This is a genomic window from Bacillus sp. EB V-12 (genome assembly GCF_056158125.1).
The window spans coordinates 49,566-71,035 of record NZ_JBUXJL010000006.1 but is presented as its reverse complement, the minus strand read 5'-3'; the positions used below and the strand labels follow the sequence as shown (position 1 = coordinate 71,035).

Genomic DNA, 21,470 nt, shown 5'->3' with positions numbered 1-21,470 from the left:
AAACTTTTAGAAAGAAAATGAATTTACTTATTGACTCTAACGTTGCGTCATACTTTATCGTATGTACTAAGGGGGAGATACAAATGACAATGAGAGTAAAAGAAGTAGCTGATTTAGTTGGAATTAGTGTGCGCACACTGCATCATTACGATGAAATTGGGTTGTTAACCCCAGACGAGACGACAGAGTCTGGATATCGTCTGTATTCCAATGAAAATTTAGAGACATTGCAGCAAATTTTGTTTTTTAAAGAGCTTGGCTTCCCTTTGAAGAAAATTAAAGAGATTATCATGAGTCCATCATTTGATCGCGAAGAGGCACTACAGCTTCATAAGAAGATGCTTCTTGAAAAGCGTGCCAGATTAGATAAGGTGATTGCGACGATTGATAAAACAATTCAGCATACAAAAGGAGAGATTGAAATGACGAATAAAGAGAAATTTGAAGGATTCGATTTCAGCCATAACCCATATGAAGAAGAAGCACGTGAAAAATGGGGAGACGCAGCTGTAGATAAAGCGAACGAATATGCAAAAGGTATGTCAAAAGAGAACCAAGAGGAGTTTAATGCTATTTATAGAAATTTAGCAACGCTTAGACACGATGCACCAGATTCTAAAGAGGCGCAGGCAGCTATTAAAGTATGGTACGATTACTTGCAAAACTTCGGTGAATATTCGTTAGATGCTTTTAAAGGACTCGGTCAAATGTACGTCGCTGATGAGCGTTTTACGAAAAATATCGATAAGTTTGGTGAGGGATTAGCGCAGTTTATGTGTGATGCGATGGAGGTTTATGCGGATCGTAATAAAAAATAAAAAGTAAAACAGGTGGAGATTTTCTCCACCTGTTTTACTTTTTAATCATATCATTCAAAGTCTGATCTCCCGTATTGTTCAAATGAGGATTTTTACTCATTTCTCGTTTTAACATATCGAGGCTTTGTGTATATTCTGTATCATTTAATGCGCCAGATTGAAGCCCTTGAATTTGAGAAATCAACTTTTGGTCTGTTGATACATATGCTTTATAATAGCGAGGAACGATGGACAAAGCAGCTCTATATACTTGATCCGCTACGAGTTTTGGATCCGTTGTGTTTGCACGGTATACAACGAACACTTCATCATCAGTAACGAGTGTAGCAGCGTTTGTAACGTCAGGAAGTTTGACTGTCATGCTTGTAATCATTTCAGCGACCTTCTCGCGATTAATGGCCCCTACTTGTTTGTTAGATACTTCATGCTTTTGTTTAGAAGAATAACCGACTCTTGTGAGTCTTGTATTTGTATTTTCCGTATGATACATGTCGTTTTTATTGGAAACAAGAACACGGCTTCCTTCTTCACGTTCCATTTCAGCTTTGTTCGCTGATTGGCAGCCTGCAAATAAGGAAAGAGTGAGAAGGGAAAGTAAAATTTGTTTTTTCACGATGTATCACCTCCTTCTCCATAGCATGTACTAATTTGCAATTTTTTGTATTTGAAATTGTTGGTTGTTATGCTTTGTGATACGATAAAAAGAAGAATGCTTAGAGAGGAAGTTAATGATGGAGCAAAAGCAAGAGATTCATGCTACGGTGAGCATTAATAATGTTCAGTACGAAGTAATTAAAAACTTTCGTGACGGTTTTAGTGAAGAAGCATTTAAAGAGCGCTATGCAGAAATTTTAAATAAATATGATTACATCGTTGGGGACTGGGGATATGAGCAACTTAGATTGCGAGGATTCTTTGATGATAGTAACCAACGTGCGACATATGATACGAAAATTAGTACGTTAACGGAGTATTTATACGAGTACTGTAACTTCGGTTGCGCACATTTTGTATTACGAAAAGTGAAGAAATAAAAAAATCCTCTTACAATTGTAAGAGGATTTTTTCATAGCAGTTATACCAATTGTGAGGAGGCTGTTTACTTGAAAAATAAACAGCACCTCGACAAATATAATGATTCTTTTCATACAAATGCAATGAAACGGGATTGCCAGTGAAAGCATCTAATCGTATGCCCGTATAGTCTTTTCGTTTTGCTTCATTTTCCCAAAAGGATAAAAGTACTTTGCTATATCCTTTTCCTTGGGCGAAAGGATGGATGACGAAAGAATGGACGATAAGAAAGCGACCGTGTGTTTCTGACCAATCAATTAGCTCATATTCTGGAGATTGCCACTCATTCAACACAACAGCACCAACGAGCGAATCATGCTCAAATAGGCAGTAGAGTTCACCTTGTTCTAAGTGATAGGCAATATGTTCTCGAGTCGGATATGAATCATCCCATTGATAAATTTTCTTTTGTAAGAGCGCTTTTTTACATTCTGTATACATTGCATCTAATTCGTCTAATAAATTCATCGTACCTTTTCTCACATTTAGCATGAGACTCCCCCTTATAAACAAATTGAAATAGAATCGCCTTCAGAAAGTATTGTATTTGGTTTCATTTGTTGTCCGTTTAATTGAATATCCCCATTTTTAATTTTATCCACAATGCGTGTACGGCTCCAGTCGGAAATATATGTGGATAAGGCTTTATCGATGCGGTGGGAACCGAAAACGATATCTAATACGATCGTGATTTCGGTTATGCCGCTTTCTTGATGTTGCGTAATGGAAATGGTAGTAGTTGTTTCTGGCTGATCCTGCTGCGTCATATCGACTGTTTCAACGTGATCAGTAAATGCTTTATAAATACGAAGTTTTTGATTCCACGTATGGTCTTTCGGACATTTATAAATGGCAAAGCGGTATATGTTTTTTCCGTTGGCGTTATGCCTACGAATATTTGTATCGGTAAATAGGGTAGTACGTCTGCAATTTTTACAATATTTTTCGATTGTGTTTTGCTCGTTTTCATATAAACTCCAAGAAAGTTGTACTTTCTGCATTTTCCTTCACCTCTTATAGTAGTGGCAAAGAAACGTAATACAGCTATTTGGATGTCTTGTAGTATGAAGACATGAGAAAAAGACAAAAATAAAAGGAGGTCCCCAAAGAGGAACCTCCGTAAACATCATACTACAGATGCAATACGTTCCTTTGTAATGGGAATGGGCAGACTACTCCCTTGAAAAAGCACGGTGCTTTTTTGAGAGTAATGCTATCCAATTGCTGGTCCATTACAAAGTAGTTGTTGGCATACGTAGATAACGTCCTTTCTATCCAAATAGATTTATTCTTCATTATAACACAAAAGATTGAAAATTCAAAACTCTATTAATGAAAAAACACCAGCTAAAATAGCTGGTGCATACGATAAATTATATAAGTTCAAATAAAAATGAGCGTAATTCTTCTGCAATTTCTTCAGTCATAGAAAATGCATGCTCTAAGTAGCCTGGTTCGTTTAAATCGTCAGCACCGATGATTGCAAATTTATTGCGTTGCATATCAAGGACAATTGTTTTACCGTAATGACGATCGGAGTATAAAAGCGCTAAATCGTGACGCTCATTTTCTCCCATAAAGCTAACGAAACGAGTTTTTGTAGCGACAGTATCGTCGTACAGAAAGAAACGTTCTTCCATACACATGGCTCCTTTATTAAATATCTAAGTTTAAGTGTGGTTTATGATCTAAATGGTGATGCGTTTTAATGAATCGTACTGTTCTTGTTTTGTAACGCATTACGATAGAGTATGTTTCAGCTAAATCTCCGCCAAGGAATTTAACACCGTCTAATAACTCACCAGCAGATACACCAGTTGCTGAGAAGATTGCATCATCCCCAGATACTAAGTCATCTAACATAAGAAGTTGACGAGGGTCTTCTAATCCCATTTCACGACAACGAGCTTCTTCTTCTTCGTTCATTGGAACTAAGCGAGCTTGCATTTCACCTTCAAGGCATTTTAATGCTGCTGCAGAAATAACACCTTCTGGAGCTCCGCCAATACCTACGAATAAGTCGATACCCGTTCCAGGTAGTGCTGTTGCGATTGACGCACCAACATCACCGTCACCAAATAATTTTACGCGTGCACCTTTTGCACGAACACGGTCAATAATATCTTGATGACGTTCACGTTCTTGAACGATAACTGTTAGATCGCGAATCTTTTTATTGTTAGCTTCTGCTACAATTTCAATTGTTTTTTCAATTGGATCATCTAAGCTAATTTTACCAGCTGCTTTTGGACCAACCGCGATTTTTTCCATGTACATATCAGGAGCATGAAGAAGGTTCCCTTTGTCTGCGATTGCAATAACTGCCATTGCATTTGCAAGACCTTTTGCAACGATGTTTGTACCTTCTAATGGATCAACGGCGATATCTACTTCTGGACCGTTACCTGTTCCTAGTTCTTCACCAATATACAACATCGGTGCTTCATCAAGTTCTCCTTCACCAATTACAACTGTACCTGCCATGTTTACTGAATCGAACATATCACGCATTGCTGTAGTTGCTGCATCATCTGCTTCATTTTTCTTTCCGCGGCCCATCCACTGTGCGGATGCTAAGGCTGCTGCTTCTGTTACACGGACAATTTCTAGTGCGAGTTCACGTTCCAAGATTCCATTCCTCCAATTTCAAAAATCATACAAATATAACTATAACAAATAACGGAGAAAAGGTGAATTCGAAAAATTGTCGATTTTTTCAGAAGAAAGCGTTACAATTAAAATGTAAATGCTTTAATTTCCAGGTAGGTGACATTCATGTATTTTGTAGACAGAAAGAAAATAGAACAAATGCTAGTATGTTTAGAACGAGCAACAAGTACATTTCAAGAGAAAAAGATATATGAAACCGAGTTTGAATTTTACGCATTAGAGCGCATAGCCCATCTTATTATTGATACTGTATTAGATGTAGGAAATGCGATGATTGATGGATTTATTATGCGCGATCCAGGAAGCTATGAAGATATTATTGATATTTTAATGGATGAGCGAGTGATAAGTGAAGAAGATGGACAAGGGATGAAAGAAATTATCCTTCTTCGAAAAATGCTTACGCAAGATTATATTCAAATGAATCATGATGAATTATATAAGACGATTCAAAAACATATTGCAGTGGTGGAAAAGTACCCAGCAAATATTCACAGTTATTTAGAAAAGGAATTAGGACCTGTATCTGCATTTGTACCAGAATAATTATGCTTATAAGATCCCCAGAGAATGCCTTTTGGGGATCTTATATTGTATGTGAGAAAGAAAAGGGAGAAGGGTGAAGTATGGGGGAAGCACGTACTACGAAAGACGAGATTGTACAATTGTTGAAAGTAAAGGGAGAGCACACGGTAGCGGAACTAGCTGACGTTTTAGAGATTACAGAAATGGCGATTCGAAGACATTTAAGTAATCTTGAGAAAGACGGACTCATTTATTCTAAGATGGTAAGGCAACATGTCGGAAGACCAACTTATTTGTATGGATTAAGCGAAAAGGGAGAAGATACATTCCCGAAAGAGTATAAGCAATTTGCGATTGATATGCTAGAAGATTTAGCTCGAATGGGCGATGAAAAAATACTTCGTTACGTTTTAAAAGAGAGAACGAAGCGAATGGAAGAACAGTTACAAAAGAGAGTGAGTAATCAAAAGAATTTAGCATATAAAGTGCAAGAGATAGCAGCTATGCAAGAGAAAAATGGTTATATGGTTCAAATAAAGAGAGATGGAGAGAAATCTTTCGTAATTGAAAAACAAAACTGTCCGTTAAAGGAAATTGCCGAGAGATTCCCGCAAGTGTGTGAAGATGAAAAAGAAATGTATAAGCGTTTATTTACGAACGCAGAAGTGAAAACGCTAGCAAATATGTGCGAGGGCGATTGTAGTTGTTCTTACCAAATAAAAGAGAAAAAATGAACGTTATGGGGCGCTTTAAGGTAAAGCGTTTTTTTCTTTTGGAAAAGCGGGTAATATAAGAGTGGTATGATAAGGTGAGAACGTTAGCATAGAAGGAGAGACATAATCGATGTATAAAGGTTACTTAATTGACTTAGACGGTACGATGTATCGCGGAGAAGAACAAATTGAAGAAGCAAGCGACTTCGTAAAAGCATTAGGAGAGCGCGGCATTCCATATTTATTCGTTACGAATAACTCAACTCGCAAACCGGAACAGGTAGCAGAAAAGCTTGTTCGTTTCGATATTCCAGCGAAAGCAGAGCAAGTATTCACAACGAGTATGGCGACTGCGAACTTCATTTATGAACGTAAACAAGACGCAACTGTATATATGATTGGTGAAGAAGGCTTACACGATGCACTTGTGGAAAAAGGATTTGAACTTGTGGATGAAAATCCTGATTTCGTTGTTGTGGGTTTAGATCGTGACATCACATATGAAAAATTAGCAAAAGCGTGTCTTGCTGTGCGTAATGGCGCGACGTTTATTTCTACAAATGGGGATATTGCCATCCCAACTGAGCGAGGATTATTACCAGGTAATGGTTCATTAACATCAGTTGTAGCAGTATCAACAGGTGTGGATCCAATCTTTATCGGAAAACCAGAATCAATCATTATGGAACAAGCTTTGAAAGTGCTTGGCATAGAAAAGAATGAAGCATTAATGGTTGGGGATAACTACGATACAGACATTTTAGCAGGAATAAATGCTGGTATGCATACCCTTCTTGTCCACACTGGAGTCACAACTGTGGAGAAGTTAACAGAATACGAAGTACAACCGACGCAAGTTGTGCATAACTTGACGGAGTGGATTGAGAAGATGTAATGAAGAAAGCTGTTCCAAACTTTGGAACAGCTTTTTTTCTGATATTTGCTGGCAGCCCGATTGGTGTGGGCTAACATTCAGTTGTGACTAGTGTTGATTTTTATCGGTAAGTCGATATATTTGAAAAATCGCCGATATAATTTTGTTAGAATGCACGATTCACAACGTCTTTCACTTCTTCAAGATATTGCTTACGCACACTGTCATCCACAGAAGGAACACTTGTATAGAATGTATGCTCAATTGTTTCAATGCCTGTAAATTCAAAAATACCAACATCCGCTGTTTTCTTCATTGCATCAAACATGCCACCTGCTGTGTATGCTTCTTTCGTATTTCCCATTGTAGATAATAACAATCCTTTTTTACCGCTTAATAACTTTTCAATACCGTTTTCACCGTAAGCATAAGCGAATCCGTGGCTAAATACACGGTCAACGTATCCTTTTAAAATAGCAGGAAGTCCCGCCCACCACACTGGATAAATGAATGTAATGCTATCAGCCCAAGAGATATGCTCTTGTTCTTCTTTAATATCTTCTGGTGTATTTCCTTGAGAAAATGAGATGAAATCGGAAGCGCCTAATACTGGATTAAAGTTTAATTCGTATAGATCGCGAACGCGTACTTCGTGACCTTTTCCTTCTAATTCACTTTTTACCGTTTCTAAAATCGCATGGTTGAAGCTTTCTGTATTCGGGTGTGCATAAACGATTACATGTTTCATTTTTCTTCCTCCTATTTGTGGATATGTGAATAGCTATTTGTATTTCTGTAACTATTATGGTTACTACTTTTATAGAAGTCAAGTAATACATATGTATGTATAAAAAGACGCTCGAAAATCGCCTTTTTATACCCCGCTCATACAAAGTACAAAGAAGACGAATAAAATGATAACAATACCAATGCCAAAGTTAAATACGAGAGTACTATCCATATATGTAGCCTCCTTGTTTGAAAGTAAAAAGCACTCTAGTTAAGAGTGCTTTTTTATTTTGAATCTACTTTATAACTTTTAGAAAGTGATTCATGCGTGTCATGATTTACATTATTTTATGTATTTATACTTTGAAATGAGTAAGTCCTTGTTGGATATAGAAAAAAAGACACTCGTTCGAGTGTCTTTTAAGATGACAAAATGTGCCAATTGCTTGAGGTTGATAAGACGCTAATTTCCGTTTTAACGCCTTTTCTCTAATCAAGAAGTGTAGCAACAGCGATTCAAATAAATTGTACCATCTGTTTAACCGCGGTGCGTATGCAATTGTGCATATGATGATCATGAGGTAGGTAATGAACTGTGAATAATTTGAAGTGATTTATTTACGATTTCTTCTGCGGCATATATGCCGATTGCGTCTGTTTTTAAAATATGGGGTTGTAAGTTATCATGCATTGCCCCTAACTCACCATGAAGTGGTGCGAAGGCATGGTTCGCCTTTTCAAGCATGCATAAATCAAGTAAAGAATCCCCAGCTGTAATAATCGTATCTATTTGCAAAATTTCTTTTATATATTGCACGGCGTCCCATTTATTAATTGGTTTTGGTACAAAGTATAGCTTTCTACCTTGAAGTGAATGATTCCAGCCTTGTTTGTCTAACCAGGAAGTGAAGGATGATAATTCATCATAAGGAATGTTCTCCCGTTTAATAATGCAATAATGGAATAGATCATCAGCTGTTTTTTGCGATATAACCCAATCCTTATGAGCTATTTGTCCAAATTCCTTTAGTATGTCGTTTCTCTCTATACATTCAACCGATAGTCTTTCTTTTACTTTCCTGTTCCAAGTACCATCTTGTTTCCCGTTATGAAGGATATTGCCGCCGTTACTTGTAATGGCGTATTCGGGAATGATTTCGTTTTGGAATAAAGCAATACGCTGAAACTGCTTAATAGTTCTTGTTGTAACTGGGATGAAATGTGAGTGCAGTTGTAATTTTTTTAGTAGTAAAATGGTTTTATGTGATATGAAAGAAATTTCTTTCCCATCTATAGTTTCAATGAGTTGAATTGATTCATCTTCTATAGGGGCACGAAACGATTTCCGGGAATAAATAAGCGTCTGATCAAGATCACTGGCGAAAATCATCTTGTTTCCTTCCTAAGAGGCTTAATGAGCCCGCAACATGAATAAGCCATATTCTCATAGATTTCAATTGGGACATTCTTTTCTTTAGCGAGAAGTAAAATATGCTTTAAATCGGGATTGTTTTGCTTACGTATTAAAATTTTCCACGGTATTCTCCGGAGTAATACACGAGTTGTTTCACCGACTCCTGGTTTAATTAAGTTAATATCGTCAATTTCAAAGTGATTTTGGATAGACTGTATATCTTTTAATCCTTGCCAAGAGGGATCAGTGTAAGTTGAAGTAATATAACGTAATTGATTATCTATATGAGAATGAACAGAAGGGAATAACTCTGTTACCTCATCAACGAAGAAATTTGATAAGTCTTCTTGTTCTAGCTCTTTATAATATTTAACACCATGAAAATCATTTGGACCGATATAGGTGTCATTTAGTACAGTGCGACTAATTAGTCCAGAGACTGTTGCATTTAAGCAAGCGCTAGGAATAAGAAAATCTTCACGTGTACCGTAAATTGAAGTACAGTAACCGGGATCAGCAAGCACAGCCATACAATGAGAAATGTGTGTATTATTTCGTTCGTTAAATGTGTGTACTGCATATTCTAATTCTTTTTTTATTGCACCTTTTCCAGTCCACCCATCAATGAATTGAATTGTTTCTTTAGGGTGATGTTCCAAAATATAATGGAGTGCATTTTCATCAATACCGCGTCCGCGAACAATAGAAATACAATAGTGAGGTACATCAAGGTTGTATTGATAGCGTATGTAGCGTTTGATAAGAATGCCAATAGGTGTACCAGCACGAGCTAATGAAACGAGGACAAGGTTAGTTCCTTTAGTTTGTATAATCTGTTCGGCGACAACTCCAACAGCGATGGCTAGTTTGTGTTTATATTGTTGCAGGGAAGAAAAGAATAAATCCATATACGCTTTAGATGGTTTATATTCCATTGGTAACATTTCGGAATAATGTGTGCCAGCTTGAATTGCTTGTTCTCTAGTTTCCGTGGAACTTTCTTTCATTAAATCACTAATATCTTTTAATAGAAAAATAGCATCATTTGGATTGTAACTACTAATATGAGAATTTACTTTTACCATAATTATCAACCTTCCTTTTCTATGCTATTTGAAAATGAGACGATATGAATAAAAGGAATAACTGTTTGTAACTGCTGTAGAAGAGGAAACAGGGCTTCTTCTCCTAAATCACGCTCAATAAAAACAAATACTTCATCGTAATCATGAGGTGAAATATTATAAAAGTAATTTGTAATAGTAGAATTTTCAGGACTTGGATATGAGAAATGATTATGAATGGCGTAGTTTACATCATTTGAAACAGGATGGATAGGGCTTCTTGTTGTAGATTGATATAAAATATTTTCACCCATTTCAGCAGCAATTTTCATTGGGATATACATAAATTCACCCGTTCCGAGACAGAGTGTTCGTTTTCCCATTCTTTCTCTTTTTAAAGTTTTTCCTGCTTCTTGAGCGAAAGAATGAATGTGCTTTTGTTCATATGCTGAAATGCCAAATCGCCCAGTATATTTTATATAATTTGATGTATAGGGTGATTTTGGACAGGTAAGGGTATGCTTTTTGAAATCAGGTTTTGTTTCTTTAATTTGAATATCTGTTTTTGCAATATTTAATGGTTGGCCAGTTGTATGAATACTGCCTTCTAATAAAGAAATAACATGAATCTTAATTTGAAGTTCTTCTTCTAATTGTTTAAATTGTTTTCTATTAGTATGAGAACGCCAGTCTAATAAAGAAGCAATTATATATTCTTCTCGTGGGAATTTATTTTGAATAGATCTAATAATATTTAATGCTGTTTTTCCTGTTGTCATCTCATCATCTACGAGAACAATCGGGTTGTTGTTTTGAAAAAAGCTTTCATCTACATAACAACGGTGCGATGTTGCATGAGAATGTTCTTCCTCAAATGTAATGACAGATTCTAGGTGGGGTATCGATTCCCTAGTTGTATGCACATACTTTGCATTTTGAAAGCATTGAAACATAGAATGACCAAGTGCTGTCGCTGTTTCAGCGAATCCGATGAACACAACTTCTTCTTGCAGAGGATATTGATAACGAAATACTTCCTCTGGGATTTCATCAATTTCTAATGAAATGAGATTTAAAATTTCTTTTTGAAATGGATGAGAAATATTATGTAGTATTTCCAAATATCTTGCAGCGAGAGCAACTCCACTTGATAGAGAGACTGCAGGTTTAATAGGAAGATGCTTTCCAAGGATTGTACTCACAAATAAAAAACTACGTTTCTTATTTATTCTCGCAGCCATTTGAAAAAGATTGTCTAGCGCTAAATTATATGGATTATCACGTACTTCTACATGGACTTGTATATTATTTAAAACGTTATACGTGTTGCTTTGCGTTTGTAATAAGGAGATCGGTGAATTGTTTGTTTTCATGTAGCACCCCGTAAATATTAGATTTTAAAATGGTTTTGCGAGCCCAGCTATAATGAGGTTTTACTTCATTCATTTTGTTAGAAAAACTGCTTTTTAGCACTCCATTATACGTATCTGCATTTTGTAAAATTGATCTCGCATCTAAATAATCTTCCATTGTGACAATGTGCATTGCCTGTACAACTTTAATATGAGATGGGTGAATAACTGTCTTTCCGATTAAGCCATTTGCATGGTCAAGTGATACCTCTTGAATAAGCCCTTCTTCATGATCATTAGAAAAATATTCCCATACACATCCTGAAATAATATATTCATTTGTTGCCCTTGAGAAAACGTTAATAATGTCTGAAATACAATCACGGACAACAGTAATATGATAGATAGGTGTGTATTTATTGCGCCGAATACTAAATATACTTGAAAAATCAGTAGCACCAATACGTACATTTAAGATGTAATCGTGATAAGAATCTAGTAAATTTTTTATTTGTAATAATGATTCTGCCCGTGTTTCCTTATACATAATTTCGGGTGATTCTAAAATCGGCATGCCATATAGCGATAATGAGTATAACTCGTTTATATATGCAAGCTGATCGATATAAGTCTTTCCGTTAATCGGTGTGAATTTTGGAAAGACAAAACCACATAAACAATGAACAGCACTACCTAATTCAGTAACAATTGTCTTCATTTGACTTGGCTGTCGAACTCTAATAAAAAGAAGTGGGATGTCTGCTTGGTTTAGTATGTTGGCACTGACTAAGTTAGCGATTTGCTGTATTTGAACGACGATGTTTTGCTCTGCAAGTTTTACTTCCTCATCGCTGATAGCGTCCTCTAGACAAAGAATAATTGAGGTAGCATCCACATGTTTCTTTCTAATTATATCTTCTGCAATCGTTTCTTTCGTGCCGGGAGTATATAGTGTGGCACCTAGTGCGTAAGCTAGTTGTTCTTTCCCTATATTTTTTGAAAAACTAAGGGGTTCTTTATAGAAAAAATTTTGCCGTTCTTCCGAGGAGAGATAAGAAAAGTAATTCAAATTGTCACCACCTTATTTTTAATGATTCTGTTTAATCGTAACATAATAAGAAAAATCTTCCATAAAAATAAAGCGAGAAATTAAAAAATATATTGAGAAAGATGAATTATAAGATGAATATCGAATATTGTTAATAGAAATATAATAGGGGGAAAGAGAAAGTGGATATACATAAGTTAACAGAGGAAGAAGCAAATGAGATAAATACTTGGACGTACGAGGAACCTTATAGTTTATATAGTTTTTCAGGCGAGAAAGAAGTAATAGAAGAGCTATTAGATGGAACGTATTATGGCTGTTGTGACGATCAAGGAGACCTCATCGGTTATTTTTGTTTTGGAGCAAATGCACAAGTGCCAGGTGGAAGAGATGCTAATTTATATGGTGGAGAAGATGTGATTGATATCGGACTTGGCATGAAGCCGGCGTTAACTGGGAAGGGAATAGGGAAAGAATTCTTCCAAGCTGGAATAGCGTTTGCCACGAAAGAGTTTAATGCAAAAATGTTTCGATTAAGCGTAGCAACATTTAATACAAGAGCGATTACGGTATATAAAAATATCGGATTTAAACAAGGGACTATTTTTTTGAGTCGCGGAAGAGAATTTATGCTTATGGAATACGAAAGGCCGTCAGCATGAAACTGACGGCCTAGAAAACATTATTATTCTGAGTGCTCAGCTCGGTGCGCTAAACGGCTTGAAGCTGCGGCAGCAATTCCGCCAACGATATCGTCAAGGAATGTGTGCACTTTTCCAGTTGATTTATCATTTAAGTATTCTAAAATACCAGGTTTTAATTTATCAATATATCCAAAGTTCGTGAAACCGATAGAGCCGTACACGTTTACGATAGAAAGTGCGATAACTTCATCAATTCCGTATAAGCCTTCATCACGTTTTACAATATCTTGTAACGGTTCACTTAGCATTCCCTTTTCAGCAAGGACATCAAGTTCGATACCAGTAATCAGTGCGTTTTGTACTTCACGTTTTGATAGTACACGTTCTACATTGTAACGGCATTCTGACATCTCTAAATTTGGATGATATTTTTTTTGAAGAAAATGAACAAGTTCAGCAATATCGTCAATTGTTACACCACGTTCTTGTAATAGTTGTAATGCTCTTTCTTGTAGTTGATTTGATTCTTTCATGTTTATCACCTTTTTTTCTTTTTAGTATTTGTATACGTTTCGTTGCTTTATCCTGTGCATAGGAATGAAAGGCGAGCACAAGCTCATATATATAAAGAAAAACCATAGGTGGCGACTGCGATGATTCAGCATATTTATGAGCATTATCACATGCATGTTAAAGAATTAATCCCCCTTGGCCCCTATAAAAGCTTTTGGATTCGCAACAAAATTTATGTACTTGTTCCAATTGGAGAAATGGAGGAAGAAGTACTTGTAGAGATGAAAAAGCTCAGTGACTATATGAACCAGCAAGGGGATATAACTGTAGCGACTTTCGTTCCAACTATACACGGCTACTATGTAAGTGAGATAGAAGAACAAAATTACTGCTTATTAAAAGGTATGCGAGCGTTAGAACGACATGCTACGTCATTAGGAAGTGAACTTTCTATATTCCATAAACGAGGTGCATTCTTTCCAGAAGAAATCGAGCAATTAAGCCGCATTGGTGAATGGAAAGCGTTATGGGAAAAGAGACTCGATCAGTTAGAAAAGTTTTGGCAATCACAAGTGATGAACCACCCTACAGACGTATTCGATCAATTGTTTATTGAATCCTTCCCGTATTACTTAGGAGTTGCAGAAAATGCCATTCAATATGTTGTTGATACAGAAATGGATGATACGCCGCAACTAACGGATGCAGCGACAATTTGCCAAGAACGATTCACACCTTTATTATGGCATCAAACGAAGCGTCTCAAACTCCCTTTTGATTGGGTGTATGATCACCCAACTCGAGATATAGCAGAATGGATTCGCTATATGATGATTGAAAAAAAGAAAGACTGGGATCAAACAATCGTTCAATTTGTTACAGATTATGAACGGAATTACTCGCTGTCCTCATTTGGTTGGCGTTTATTATTTGCAAGGCTCCTGTTCCCGCTTCACTATTTTGAAACGGTCGAACGATATTACCAAACTGGAAACGAAGAACAAAAAAGCATATATAGAGATCGCTTAGAAGCCATTTTACACGATGTGAACCGCTCAGAGCAATTTATGAAGCACTTTTATGGCTCACTTCGTTTACCAGTAGATAAGCTCGGGATTAGAAAATTAGATTGGTTATCTTAAAAATATAAAAAAGAGACCGAGTGAGGTCTCTTTTTTATATACCACAATTTTATGTAATACATTATGCCCCTACCTGTTGATCTGTACATATATTTAAAACGAATTGATGCCTTTCGAGCTTTTCATTTACTTTACCCAATAATTCTTGCTGGATTTCTTTAAATAAAAATTGATAGCTTGTATTCCATGTTGGTATAACGGATGAAAGGCCTAATAAATACTCTTTTTTCTTTTCTAGTTCTTGAATTGTTACAAAAGTGTTCCCCATTTTTGGCATTTGTCGTCCCCCTATGTTTTTTTACTGTATATGTGTGAACGATTCACTATATAGTATTAATTATCGCATTTTTTGAGAGGGATTTCCAATTTTGTTTTATGATGTTAACGGATAAATGTGATTTGAATAAAAAAGGAGACCAAATTTGGTCTCCTTTTAGCAAGTGACTTTGAACGAGCCGCTTCTGCTTTTAGATTAATATCCAGCTCCAGCGGCTAAAATGTTCGGTGGCTTCGCTTCTTCCGCCGAGGCAAAAAGCGCCTCTATGTCAGAAGCTCCATCCCCCTCACATTTTGAGCGAGCCGCTTCCGCTTTTAGATTAAAATACTTGTTCTACTTCGATAACGCCTGGTACTTCTTCAAGTAACGCGCGCTCGATACCAGCTTTTAGTGTGATTGTAGAACTTGGGCAGCTTCCGCATGCACCCATAAGGCGTAGTTTTACGATACCTTCTTCAATGTCTACTAATTCAACGTCTCCGCCATCGCGAAGTAAGAATGGACGTAATTTATCTAATACTTCTAATACTTGTTCTTGCATATGTGGGTTTTCCATTTTTATCGACTCCTTTCATCAGTTTTATTATAATCAAGATAGAGGGGAAAATCTATTTTTTCTCTTCTTGTTTTATTGTCGAAATATTGTATCGTGTTTTTTCAGTATAGGGGTATGGAATAAGTTTGTAAAATGATGTGCTTATGTAATAAGACATCTGAATATACTGTTGGGACAAGAAGTGGGGGAGAAGAAATGGTTAATGTTCAAGTGTATGGGACGAAAGTAATTTGTGCGAGCTGCGTCGGAATGCCATCTTCAACAGAAACGTTTGAATGGTTACAAGCGGCAATTGGTCGTAAATATGAAGGACAAGAAAATAAATTTAATTTCGAGTATATTGATTTCCAAGAAGAACAAGAAGATGCGGATAAAAAAGCATTCGCTGAGCGCGTAGTGGAAGAAGATTTATTTTATCCGGTCGTTCTTGTAAATGGAGAAATTGTTGGAGAAGGAAATCCTCGTTTGAAGGATGTTTATGAAGAAATCGAGAAATATTTATAAAACAAGAAGTCTTTGCGAATTTGCAAAGGCTTTTTTATTGGAGGGATAGATATGAAAAATGGAGTGAAGCATGCGTTACCAACGGAAGTACAACAGTTAATGGAGCGGTACACAGTAGAATTAAAAGAAATTTTTTTGGATGAAAAAATAGTCGGGGTATATATTTACGGATCCATCGCACTAGGTGCATTTCATAAGGAAACGAGCGATGTTGATTTTGTTACAGTGATAAATGATTCCGTGAATGAAGCTGAAAAACAGCAGCTTGTGGAACTACATAAGAAACTTAGTGACAATACGCTAGGTAAAAGAATGGACGGTATGTATATTCCGCTTGCTGACTTAGGGAAATACAATGATGAAATGAACGAGTACGTGTATTGTGCAGATGGTAAAGCTAATGTTGGTCATTGGGACATTAATGCGGTCACATGGTGGACGTTGAAAAATCAAGGCATTACAGTTACAGGAAAAGAAGCAGAAGATCTTCCGCTGCAAATACAATGGAATGATGTAGTAAATACGATGAAATACAACGTAGAACAGTACTGGAGTGAAAAGGCGAAGAAGCCATATTTATTTTTTATAGAAGAGTGGGTAGAATCAGCTGTCGTTACGATGGGACGCATTTTATATACACTAGATTATAAAACAATCGTTTCAAAAGATAGAGGATTGCAATACTTGTCAGAACGTTCAGCGGAAGAATGGGAGCTCTTATTAAAAGAAGTAGCGAGAATACGGCACAATCCAAAAGAAAAGAGAATGCTCTCAAGGTGGAGAAGGGCAGATATGACGAAGAGGTACTTACTGCATTTAATTGAGACGTGTAGAGAGAAATGGTAGGGAAGAAAATGGACAATACAGTGGGGTGTATTGTCTTTTTTATTTTGTAGTAGATAGAAAAGTATTTACAAGTATTGTGTAGAGGAAAGATAATAGAAAAAAATATGCGCATGGGGGAAGATGATGAGTAAATATAAATTACATATAGATAGAGAACAATTATGGAAAGGATGCGTTTTAAATTCGATTGCCCATGCAATTAATGTAGCGCATTGTCCAGATTTCTCACATGAAAGTTCATGGGATGGATTTAACTATAGTATGCAAGATAGCCAAGGCGGACAAGGGACAATTACGTTTCATCCGAATTACACGATTGTATGTCTTCAAGATGTGAATAGCGAGAGAATTGATGAGTGGATTGATGCGAAAAATTATTTTGAAGGGGCACCTTCGGAAGTAATAGATATTGCGAAAGAAGAAGCACTTCAATACGTATTAGAAGAAGTAGAAGGCGAAACAGTTCCTTTTATTACAACTGCATTTTGGATTGAGGATAGCGGTGCGTATTCAATTGATTCATTTGAAGAGATGGAAGAGCACGGCGTATTCTTATTAGAAATTCCATTACTTGATACAGCATCAGCAATAGAAAGACTAGAAGAAGAGTATGAACTGACAGAGGAACAAATAGAGCTTTTACAACTCGTGTATAAGAAAAAAATCCAAAGTCCAAATGAGGAAATTAAGTTGTCCAAAGAAGAAGTAGCAATGATTGGAACGGAAGATAGTGAAGGATTGGAAGTTAGTAAGGATTCATTTGAAGAAATGAATATTACTTGGGAGTTGTAGGGGGGATAAAATATTTCTGATTTAAAAAGTTACAAGAGGAATATAAAGCACTAGTAGAAAGCACAATGTGAAATTACATTGCACTTTTTACTAGTTTTTTCATATACATATCAACTTCATGAAAGAATATGGGCTCTTTTTCCTCGGTATTCAGATGCACGGCGCAATGTAAATATTGCTGTAAGTAGCGAGTAGCTTGTTCGTACTGTTTTAATTTGTAGAAAGAAAAACAGGTAAGAAGTAGAAACGCTTTTTCTTCTAATATTGGAACGACAGCTAGTACGGGAGTAATGGAATGTATATTTATTTCCACTAAATTTTCATAAGATGCCCACGTTTGAAACCAGTCGAAAATAGTAGAAAGGTAATTCGGAATTTCGATAGTTTCATGTGAAACATTATGCAATAACTGGTTCTGTTTGATATGCATAGGCTCTATTCTCGTTTGTAGAATGCAATCGAATATTGAAATGTTCTCTTTTATTTGTAATTGGTTCGTAATAAGCTGCGGGAGACCGATAGGGTGAACTCCTATATTTATATAAAAATCATCTCCAAACTGGCTTTTTTGTATGTTAATGAGCTTATAAAATCCGTTTTCAGCTTTGAAAAATGTATGTCTTTTTTTCTTAAAGCCGAGTGGTTTTAAAGTGGCGTGTAAATTTGTAATAAAATCTTGCTCCTTTTTAGAGCCAAGCTTATTCTTCGTCATATTCATAAGTAGTTAAGTTTTGTAAGAAACTTTCAAAGTTAGGTGCTAATTCAATAATTTCCTCAAACTCATTATCGATAAATATAACTGGAGGATTTTCAGCTACATTTCGATAGTCTAATGCAATCCATGTATGTCCATCACCAGATAAAAGTACGATATTCTCAGGCATTTCCCATTCTCGAATTAAATAGCGGCTCTCTAAAATACTAGATTCATTTTCATTAAAAGAAATACCATATAAACCAGATACATTAACGTGATCGTCTGCCCAAGAATTTGGCTTTGAAGTAGGGTGAACATCGAGACGAAGAGTTCCCCCATTTTGTTCTTTTAGAAGGGTTATATATGATTCTGGAAGCTTTACGTTCAGTACTTCTTCTGCTTTTTTGATTAGTTCATCGTTAATGGGTGCTAGTTTTAAATAGTCATCGTCTGCCCAAATTGTACTCTTCATATTCGGTCACCTCAAATAATAGTTTTAAGAATCTTATGTCATATATTATAGTTAGTTTAGATAACACGCAATAGAGGGAGGGACGGAGTATGGATGTGTATGAATACCTCGATCACGTAAATTCTAAAGAAGATTTATTAAAATTTCTTGTATACCTCCAAAAGGATTTTAAAGTGAATAAAGATGAATGGGAGAATGTAGAGGTAGAGACTTATTTAGAGGCATTAAATAGTTGGTTAGGTTCTTGTGAATCGGTTTATATAAATCAAGGAGAGAAGTTTCCAGAAAATATTTCATGGAAGTTTATTGCTCAAATGTTACTTGCGGCAGCTCATTATGAATAAAATTAGATTTTTAAAAGATAGAATGGAGAAGATATCATGATTAACCATAATAAAATTAAACAACTTTTAGCACATGTAGATCGTGCTGAGGATAATGAAATTGAGCTAGAGTATGAATCTGAACCTATGACGATAGAATTGTTTAATAGTGAAGAAATAGAAGAAGGGCAACTTGGTTATAGTTTTGATGAAGAAGGACAAAGCTTAGTCGGGAATGAAGAAGGAGATTGGAAAGAAGGATGGATTGTAATAGGGATAGATTCATATCTTGGAGACCCGATTTTTGTAGATAGTAATGATGAGAATTGTCCAGTTTATACAGCTATGCACGGTGAGGGAGAATGGGAGCTGGAATGTATAGCGGAACGTATAGAAGATATTATTGAGAAAGTGAAGGGGAATGTGGGGGAAATAAAATAGTATTTCAATGTGATTAAGAGGGAGGAAATGTAGTATATATTTAAAAGTAAAATGAAATAAGAAACGGATAATTGTCGGAATATATTCGATTTCCGTTCATTTTTATGAAATATGTGTACTTTTTGTTAGATTCCTTCATTTTGTCCATATACAATAAATGTATATAGAAATAAGAAAAGGATGATGTACGTGAAGGACACTGTTTTACAAGAAACGATTTCTCCACAAGAATTACATAAAGTTGTTCAAAAGAATACAGCTTATTATGATTTTAAGTGGGGTAAAGTAGAAAACCCTGCGCAAGGGAATACATGGAATTGGGTAGCCTTTTTCTTCCCAACCTTTTGGTTAGCTTATCGCAAAATGTATAAGTTATTTATTATATTTGCGTTATTGGCTATACCTAGTATAGTTATAACCCCTTTTATAGATATTCCAGAGGGGATTTATGTAACATTTAGTTTAGCTCTTCAATTAGGAATGATGATATTTACTGGATGGCAAGGAAACCGTTTATATTATAAGCAGGCTGTTCGTATTTTTCGTAAGGGAGAAGATGCGTCTGATCATGAGAAGGCGTATTTCTTACAATCTAAGGGTGGCGCTAGTGTAGCTGGTATGATTGGTTTACAAGTTATAGTCGGGATTGTGTTTGGCGGAGCTATGCTCGGACTTTCTCTTTTACCAACTGAGCCGAATATTAAAAACGTTGTTCGTTCAACTGGTGAAGGGGTTACTTTAGAGATTATGACTGATAATCCAACTTGGAAGTTTGTGAAGAAAGAAAAAGATTATGACGTAGTAGAGTTTACTGGTTATGATTATACAGAGAAGAAAAACGTGAAAATTAAATTTGCTGTTTATTTCGATGAAGATTATTTCGAGTGGCAAGAGGTATATGAAAATAATAAGAAGTTAAGTGAAGAAGAAGTAGAAGAATATCAAATTTACATTGAAGAAAATAATTGGGGTTTCTAGAGGGAACTCGTTCATTTTGAAAAGAAGAATCTTGTGAAGGTTCTTCTTTTGTTTATTAGGGGGAGAGAAATGATTTCAGTATTAATAGAAGCTCTAATAGGATCGATTAGTTTAAGTACGGGTTTACACACGAAAAAGATTGATGCTAACATACTTTACTTGCAGCAGTATGAATGGTTTCGAATCATATATGAAGACGAAAAGTATCGAAAGTTATTTATTACGAACTACAAAGTTCGCTCATATTTACAAAGTAAGCTAAGAGTTCGATTGCTTGTAAAAAATAAAAATGCACAACGAAGATTTTTAAAATTAGTAGAAGGGCAAATAGAAAAACGGCATACAAATTGAAATTTTGTAAAATACAATAAAAAATGAGAATTTGAGGTAGGGTTGTCAATAACGTGAGACTATGGCACTATAAAGAAATGCTATACAAATTTTATTTATCGAGATGTAAACATCAATTTTGATTTTTACGTATAAATAATGAACGGAGGAAATGAATTTATGGCTACTTTACCAAATTGTCCAAAATGTAATTCAGAATATACGTATGAGGATGGCGTTCTTTTCGTATGTCCAGAATGTGCTCATGAGTGGGGCCAAGAAGCAGAAGCTGAAAATAATGATGGTGCGAAAGTTGTAAAAGATGCGAACGGAAACGTTCTTCAAGACGGCGATGCAGTTACTGTTATTAAAGATTTAAAAGTAAAAGGAACTTCTTCAGTTGTGAAGATCGGTACGAAAGTAAAGAGTATCCGTCTAGTTGATGGCGATCACGATATCGATTGCAAAATCGACGGCTTCGGAGCTATGAAGTTAAAATCACAGTTCGTTAAGAAGGCGTAAGTAAATAGAAGAGGAGGCGAATAGCCTCCTCTTTTTATTATGTCACTTTTTGTCGGTAAATCGATATTTCGTACAAAATCGTTGATATATTCTGAGTTATGATAGATATATTTGAAAAATCGTTGATATATTGCAAGTTATGATAGATATAT

General features: G+C 35.8%; 30 protein-coding genes. 15 read left to right on the top strand and 15 right to left on the bottom strand.

Annotated elements, in window-relative coordinates:
• Positions 1–83: 83 nt before the first annotated feature.
• Complete coding sequence (locus ACZDYH_RS19325) at positions 84–818, top strand: MerR family transcriptional regulator (protein WP_000178775.1); 735 nt, start codon at positions 84–86, stop codon at positions 816–818.
• Between the two features lie 34 nt (positions 819–852).
• Here ACZDYH_RS19325 and ACZDYH_RS19320 read toward each other — a convergent pair whose 3' ends face one another.
• Positions 853–1,431 (bottom strand): YhcN/YlaJ family sporulation lipoprotein, encoded by a 579-nt coding sequence (locus ACZDYH_RS19320; RefSeq protein WP_000744132.1) that lies wholly within the window; start codon positions 1,429–1,431, stop codon positions 853–855.
• A 118-nt stretch (positions 1,432–1,549) separates the two neighbouring features.
• Here ACZDYH_RS19320 and ACZDYH_RS19315 point away from each other — a divergent pair, with 118 nt between their 5' ends.
• Positions 1,550–1,852 (top strand): YutD family protein, encoded by a 303-nt coding sequence (locus tag ACZDYH_RS19315; protein ID WP_000435943.1) that lies wholly within the window; start codon positions 1,550–1,552, stop codon positions 1,850–1,852.
• Positions 1,853–1,862: 10 nt separating this feature from the next.
• Here ACZDYH_RS19315 and ACZDYH_RS19310 read toward each other — a convergent pair whose 3' ends face one another.
• From ACZDYH_RS19310 to glpX, 4 genes are all read right to left on the bottom strand, one after another.
• The gene (locus ACZDYH_RS19310; protein WP_025686792.1) at positions 1,863–2,384 is read right to left on the bottom strand and encodes a GNAT family N-acetyltransferase; all 522 of its coding nucleotides are present in this window, start codon (positions 2,382–2,384) and stop codon (positions 1,863–1,865) included.
• 11 nt (positions 2,385–2,395) lie between these two features.
• Positions 2,396–2,893 carry a cytoplasmic protein gene (locus ACZDYH_RS19305; protein WP_086385640.1) on the bottom strand — a complete coding sequence of 166 codons (498 nt, stop codon included), beginning with the start codon at positions 2,891–2,893 and terminating at the stop codon, positions 2,396–2,398.
• 372 nt (positions 2,894–3,265) lie between these two features.
• Entirely contained in the window at positions 3,266–3,532 is a 267-nt protein-coding gene (locus ACZDYH_RS19300; RefSeq protein WP_000392606.1) for a DUF3055 domain-containing protein, read from the bottom strand.
• Positions 3,533–3,548: 16 nt separating this feature from the next.
• Positions 3,549–4,520 (bottom strand): class II fructose-bisphosphatase, encoded by a 972-nt coding sequence (gene glpX / locus ACZDYH_RS19295; RefSeq protein WP_000439090.1) that lies wholly within the window; start codon positions 4,518–4,520, stop codon positions 3,549–3,551.
• A 147-nt stretch (positions 4,521–4,667) separates the two neighbouring features.
• Between glpX and ACZDYH_RS19290 the strand changes: the two genes are divergently transcribed.
• The 3 genes from ACZDYH_RS19290 to ACZDYH_RS19280 all read left to right on the top strand — a co-directional run bounded on the left by ACZDYH_RS19290 (position 4,668) and on the right by ACZDYH_RS19280 (position 6,695).
• Positions 4,668–5,108, top strand: coding sequence for a DUF86 domain-containing protein (locus ACZDYH_RS19290; RefSeq protein WP_166694940.1), 441 nt, complete (start codon positions 4,668–4,670; stop codon positions 5,106–5,108).
• Between the two features lie 80 nt (positions 5,109–5,188).
• Entirely contained in the window at positions 5,189–5,821 is a 633-nt protein-coding gene (locus tag ACZDYH_RS19285; RefSeq protein WP_000503345.1) for a helix-turn-helix transcriptional regulator, read from the top strand.
• Positions 5,822–5,930: 109 nt separating this feature from the next.
• The gene (locus ACZDYH_RS19280; protein ID WP_000276467.1) at positions 5,931–6,695 is read left to right on the top strand and encodes a TIGR01457 family HAD-type hydrolase; all 765 of its coding nucleotides are present in this window, start codon (positions 5,931–5,933) and stop codon (positions 6,693–6,695) included.
• Positions 6,696–6,840: 145 nt separating this feature from the next.
• Here ACZDYH_RS19280 and ACZDYH_RS19275 read toward each other — a convergent pair whose 3' ends face one another.
• From ACZDYH_RS19275 to ACZDYH_RS19255, 5 genes are all read right to left on the bottom strand, one after another.
• Positions 6,841–7,422 (bottom strand): NAD(P)H-dependent oxidoreductase, encoded by a 582-nt coding sequence (locus ACZDYH_RS19275; RefSeq protein WP_000683439.1) that lies wholly within the window; start codon positions 7,420–7,422, stop codon positions 6,841–6,843.
• 555 nt (positions 7,423–7,977) lie between these two features.
• Complete coding sequence (locus ACZDYH_RS19270) at positions 7,978–8,793, bottom strand: HAD family hydrolase (protein WP_000575372.1); 816 nt, start codon at positions 8,791–8,793, stop codon at positions 7,978–7,980.
• A complete protein-coding gene (locus tag ACZDYH_RS19265) occupies positions 8,790–9,902 on the bottom strand; it encodes a cysteine protease StiP family protein (protein ID WP_000241507.1) in 1,113 nt (370 codons plus the stop codon). Before ACZDYH_RS19265 ends, ACZDYH_RS19270 begins: the two co-directional genes overlap by 4 nt.
• A gap of 5 nt (positions 9,903–9,907) precedes the next feature.
• Positions 9,908–11,254 (bottom strand): phosphoribosyltransferase family protein, encoded by a 1,347-nt coding sequence (locus tag ACZDYH_RS19260; protein WP_000856298.1) that lies wholly within the window; start codon positions 11,252–11,254, stop codon positions 9,908–9,910.
• Positions 11,199–12,302 (bottom strand): HpcH/HpaI aldolase/citrate lyase family protein, encoded by a 1,104-nt coding sequence (locus ACZDYH_RS19255; protein ID WP_001106087.1) that lies wholly within the window; start codon positions 12,300–12,302, stop codon positions 11,199–11,201. Before ACZDYH_RS19255 ends, ACZDYH_RS19260 begins: the two co-directional genes overlap by 56 nt.
• A 161-nt stretch (positions 12,303–12,463) precedes the next feature.
• Here ACZDYH_RS19255 and ACZDYH_RS19250 point away from each other — a divergent pair, with 161 nt between their 5' ends.
• Positions 12,464–12,943 (top strand): GNAT family N-acetyltransferase, encoded by a 480-nt coding sequence (locus ACZDYH_RS19250; protein WP_006918864.1) that lies wholly within the window; start codon positions 12,464–12,466, stop codon positions 12,941–12,943.
• 23 nt (positions 12,944–12,966) lie between these two features.
• On the opposite strand, the gene ACZDYH_RS19245 is transcribed toward ACZDYH_RS19250, so the two are convergent.
• Positions 12,967–13,458: a phosphatidylglycerophosphatase A family protein gene (locus ACZDYH_RS19245; protein WP_000665103.1), complete on the bottom strand. Its 492-nt coding sequence runs from the start codon at positions 13,456–13,458 to the stop codon at positions 12,967–12,969.
• 120 nt (positions 13,459–13,578) lie between these two features.
• Between ACZDYH_RS19245 and yutH the strand changes: the two genes are divergently transcribed.
• Positions 13,579–14,580 carry a spore coat putative kinase YutH gene (yutH, locus tag ACZDYH_RS19240; RefSeq protein ID WP_000614215.1) on the top strand — a complete coding sequence of 334 codons (1,002 nt, stop codon included), beginning with the start codon at positions 13,579–13,581 and terminating at the stop codon, positions 14,578–14,580.
• A 61-nt stretch (positions 14,581–14,641) separates the two neighbouring features.
• On the opposite strand, the gene ACZDYH_RS19235 is transcribed toward yutH, so the two are convergent.
• Together ACZDYH_RS19235 and ACZDYH_RS19230 are read right to left on the bottom strand one after the other, a co-directional pair.
• Positions 14,642–14,857 carry a hypothetical protein gene (locus ACZDYH_RS19235; protein WP_001125507.1) on the bottom strand — a complete coding sequence of 72 codons (216 nt, stop codon included), beginning with the start codon at positions 14,855–14,857 and terminating at the stop codon, positions 14,642–14,644.
• Positions 14,858–15,176: 319 nt separating this feature from the next.
• Positions 15,177–15,413 (bottom strand): NifU family protein, encoded by a 237-nt coding sequence (locus ACZDYH_RS19230; RefSeq protein ID WP_000431159.1) that lies wholly within the window; start codon positions 15,411–15,413, stop codon positions 15,177–15,179.
• Positions 15,414–15,608: 195 nt separating this feature from the next.
• Here ACZDYH_RS19230 and ACZDYH_RS19225 point away from each other — a divergent pair, with 195 nt between their 5' ends.
• The 3 genes from ACZDYH_RS19225 (at position 15,609) to ACZDYH_RS19215 (ending at position 17,555) form a co-directional block, all read left to right on the top strand.
• Complete coding sequence (locus ACZDYH_RS19225) at positions 15,609–15,917, top strand: YuzD family protein (RefSeq protein ID WP_000248588.1); 309 nt, start codon at positions 15,609–15,611, stop codon at positions 15,915–15,917.
• A gap of 51 nt (positions 15,918–15,968) precedes the next feature.
• A complete protein-coding gene (locus ACZDYH_RS19220; RefSeq protein WP_000788486.1) occupies positions 15,969–16,763 on the top strand; it encodes a nucleotidyltransferase domain-containing protein in 795 nt (264 codons plus the stop codon).
• A 123-nt stretch (positions 16,764–16,886) separates the two neighbouring features.
• On the top strand, positions 16,887–17,555 hold the full coding sequence (locus tag ACZDYH_RS19215; protein ID WP_166694941.1) for a hypothetical protein: 669 nt from the start codon (positions 16,887–16,889) through the stop codon (positions 17,553–17,555).
• A 73-nt stretch (positions 17,556–17,628) separates the two neighbouring features.
• Here the strand turns inward: ACZDYH_RS19215 and ACZDYH_RS19210 are convergent, their stop codons facing one another.
• Positions 17,629–18,267 carry a DUF4304 domain-containing protein gene (locus ACZDYH_RS19210; protein WP_166694942.1) on the bottom strand — a complete coding sequence of 213 codons (639 nt, stop codon included), beginning with the start codon at positions 18,265–18,267 and terminating at the stop codon, positions 17,629–17,631.
• The gene (locus tag ACZDYH_RS19205; protein WP_002025033.1) at positions 18,254–18,724 is read right to left on the bottom strand and encodes an SMI1/KNR4 family protein; all 471 of its coding nucleotides are present in this window, start codon (positions 18,722–18,724) and stop codon (positions 18,254–18,256) included. Before ACZDYH_RS19205 ends, ACZDYH_RS19210 begins: the two co-directional genes overlap by 14 nt.
• 89 nt (positions 18,725–18,813) lie before the next feature.
• Between ACZDYH_RS19205 and ACZDYH_RS19200 the strand changes: the two genes are divergently transcribed.
• The 5 genes from ACZDYH_RS19200 (at position 18,814) to phnA (ending at position 21,318) form a co-directional block, all read left to right on the top strand.
• Positions 18,814–19,068 carry a DUF7660 family protein gene (locus ACZDYH_RS19200; RefSeq protein ID WP_000383680.1) on the top strand — a complete coding sequence of 85 codons (255 nt, stop codon included), beginning with the start codon at positions 18,814–18,816 and terminating at the stop codon, positions 19,066–19,068.
• 36 nt (positions 19,069–19,104) lie between these two features.
• On the top strand, positions 19,105–19,488 hold the full coding sequence (locus ACZDYH_RS19195; RefSeq protein WP_000607083.1) for a hypothetical protein: 384 nt from the start codon (positions 19,105–19,107) through the stop codon (positions 19,486–19,488).
• A 180-nt stretch (positions 19,489–19,668) separates the two neighbouring features.
• Positions 19,669–20,466 (top strand): DUF2628 domain-containing protein, encoded by a 798-nt coding sequence (locus tag ACZDYH_RS19190; RefSeq protein ID WP_166694943.1) that lies wholly within the window; start codon positions 19,669–19,671, stop codon positions 20,464–20,466.
• A gap of 69 nt (positions 20,467–20,535) precedes the next feature.
• Positions 20,536–20,817, top strand: a complete 282-nt coding sequence (locus tag ACZDYH_RS19185) for a hypothetical protein (protein WP_166694944.1) — start codon at positions 20,536–20,538, stop codon at positions 20,815–20,817.
• 159 nt (positions 20,818–20,976) lie between these two features.
• A complete protein-coding gene (gene phnA / locus ACZDYH_RS19180; protein ID WP_000212737.1) occupies positions 20,977–21,318 on the top strand; it encodes an alkylphosphonate utilization operon protein PhnA in 342 nt (113 codons plus the stop codon).
• Positions 21,319–21,470: the final 152 nt, after the last annotated feature.

Coding starts and splice junctions, on each gene's coding strand:
- ACZDYH_RS19200 (WP_000383680.1), top strand. CDS start 18,814: ATGGATGTGTATGAATACCTCGATCACGTAAATTCTAAAGAAGATTTA.
- ACZDYH_RS19230 (WP_000431159.1), bottom strand. CDS start 15,413: ATGGAAAACCCACATATGCAAGAACAAGTATTAGAAGTATTAGATAAA.
- ACZDYH_RS19220 (WP_000788486.1), top strand. CDS start 15,969: ATGAAAAATGGAGTGAAGCATGCGTTACCAACGGAAGTACAACAGTTA.
- ACZDYH_RS19235 (WP_001125507.1), bottom strand. CDS start 14,857: ATGCCAAAAATGGGGAACACTTTTGTAACAATTCAAGAACTAGAAAAG.
- ACZDYH_RS19205 (WP_002025033.1), bottom strand. CDS start 18,724: ATGAAGAGTACAATTTGGGCAGACGATGACTATTTAAAACTAGCACCC.
- ACZDYH_RS19260 (WP_000856298.1), bottom strand. CDS start 11,254: ATGAAAACAAACAATTCACCGATCTCCTTATTACAAACGCAAAGCAAC.
- ACZDYH_RS19305 (WP_086385640.1), bottom strand. CDS start 2,893: ATGCAGAAAGTACAACTTTCTTGGAGTTTATATGAAAACGAGCAAAAC.
- ACZDYH_RS19195 (WP_000607083.1), top strand. CDS start 19,105: ATGATTAACCATAATAAAATTAAACAACTTTTAGCACATGTAGATCGT.
- ACZDYH_RS19210 (WP_166694942.1), bottom strand. CDS start 18,267: ATGACGAAGAATAAGCTTGGCTCTAAAAAGGAGCAAGATTTTATTACA.
- ACZDYH_RS19190 (WP_166694943.1), top strand. CDS start 19,669: ATGATGTACGTGAAGGACACTGTTTTACAAGAAACGATTTCTCCACAA.
- ACZDYH_RS19265 (WP_000241507.1), bottom strand. CDS start 9,902: ATGGTAAAAGTAAATTCTCATATTAGTAGTTACAATCCAAATGATGCT.
- ACZDYH_RS19270 (WP_000575372.1), bottom strand. CDS start 8,793: ATGATTTTCGCCAGTGATCTTGATCAGACGCTTATTTATTCCCGGAAA.
- ACZDYH_RS19280 (WP_000276467.1), top strand. CDS start 5,931: ATGTATAAAGGTTACTTAATTGACTTAGACGGTACGATGTATCGCGGA.
- ACZDYH_RS19215 (WP_166694941.1), top strand. CDS start 16,887: ATGAGTAAATATAAATTACATATAGATAGAGAACAATTATGGAAAGGA.
- ACZDYH_RS19275 (WP_000683439.1), bottom strand. CDS start 7,422: ATGAAACATGTAATCGTTTATGCACACCCGAATACAGAAAGCTTCAAC.
- yutH (WP_000614215.1), top strand. CDS start 13,579: ATGATTCAGCATATTTATGAGCATTATCACATGCATGTTAAAGAATTA.
- ACZDYH_RS19225 (WP_000248588.1), top strand. CDS start 15,609: ATGGTTAATGTTCAAGTGTATGGGACGAAAGTAATTTGTGCGAGCTGC.
- ACZDYH_RS19290 (WP_166694940.1), top strand. CDS start 4,668: ATGTATTTTGTAGACAGAAAGAAAATAGAACAAATGCTAGTATGTTTA.
- phnA (WP_000212737.1), top strand. CDS start 20,977: ATGGCTACTTTACCAAATTGTCCAAAATGTAATTCAGAATATACGTAT.
- ACZDYH_RS19310 (WP_025686792.1), bottom strand. CDS start 2,384: ATGCTAAATGTGAGAAAAGGTACGATGAATTTATTAGACGAATTAGAT.
- ACZDYH_RS19315 (WP_000435943.1), top strand. CDS start 1,550: ATGGAGCAAAAGCAAGAGATTCATGCTACGGTGAGCATTAATAATGTT.
- ACZDYH_RS19285 (WP_000503345.1), top strand. CDS start 5,189: ATGGGGGAAGCACGTACTACGAAAGACGAGATTGTACAATTGTTGAAA.
- ACZDYH_RS19185 (WP_166694944.1), top strand. CDS start 20,536: ATGATTTCAGTATTAATAGAAGCTCTAATAGGATCGATTAGTTTAAGT.
- ACZDYH_RS19300 (WP_000392606.1), bottom strand. CDS start 3,532: ATGGAAGAACGTTTCTTTCTGTACGACGATACTGTCGCTACAAAAACT.
- ACZDYH_RS19245 (WP_000665103.1), bottom strand. CDS start 13,458: ATGAAAGAATCAAATCAACTACAAGAAAGAGCATTACAACTATTACAA.
- ACZDYH_RS19325 (WP_000178775.1), top strand. CDS start 84: ATGACAATGAGAGTAAAAGAAGTAGCTGATTTAGTTGGAATTAGTGTG.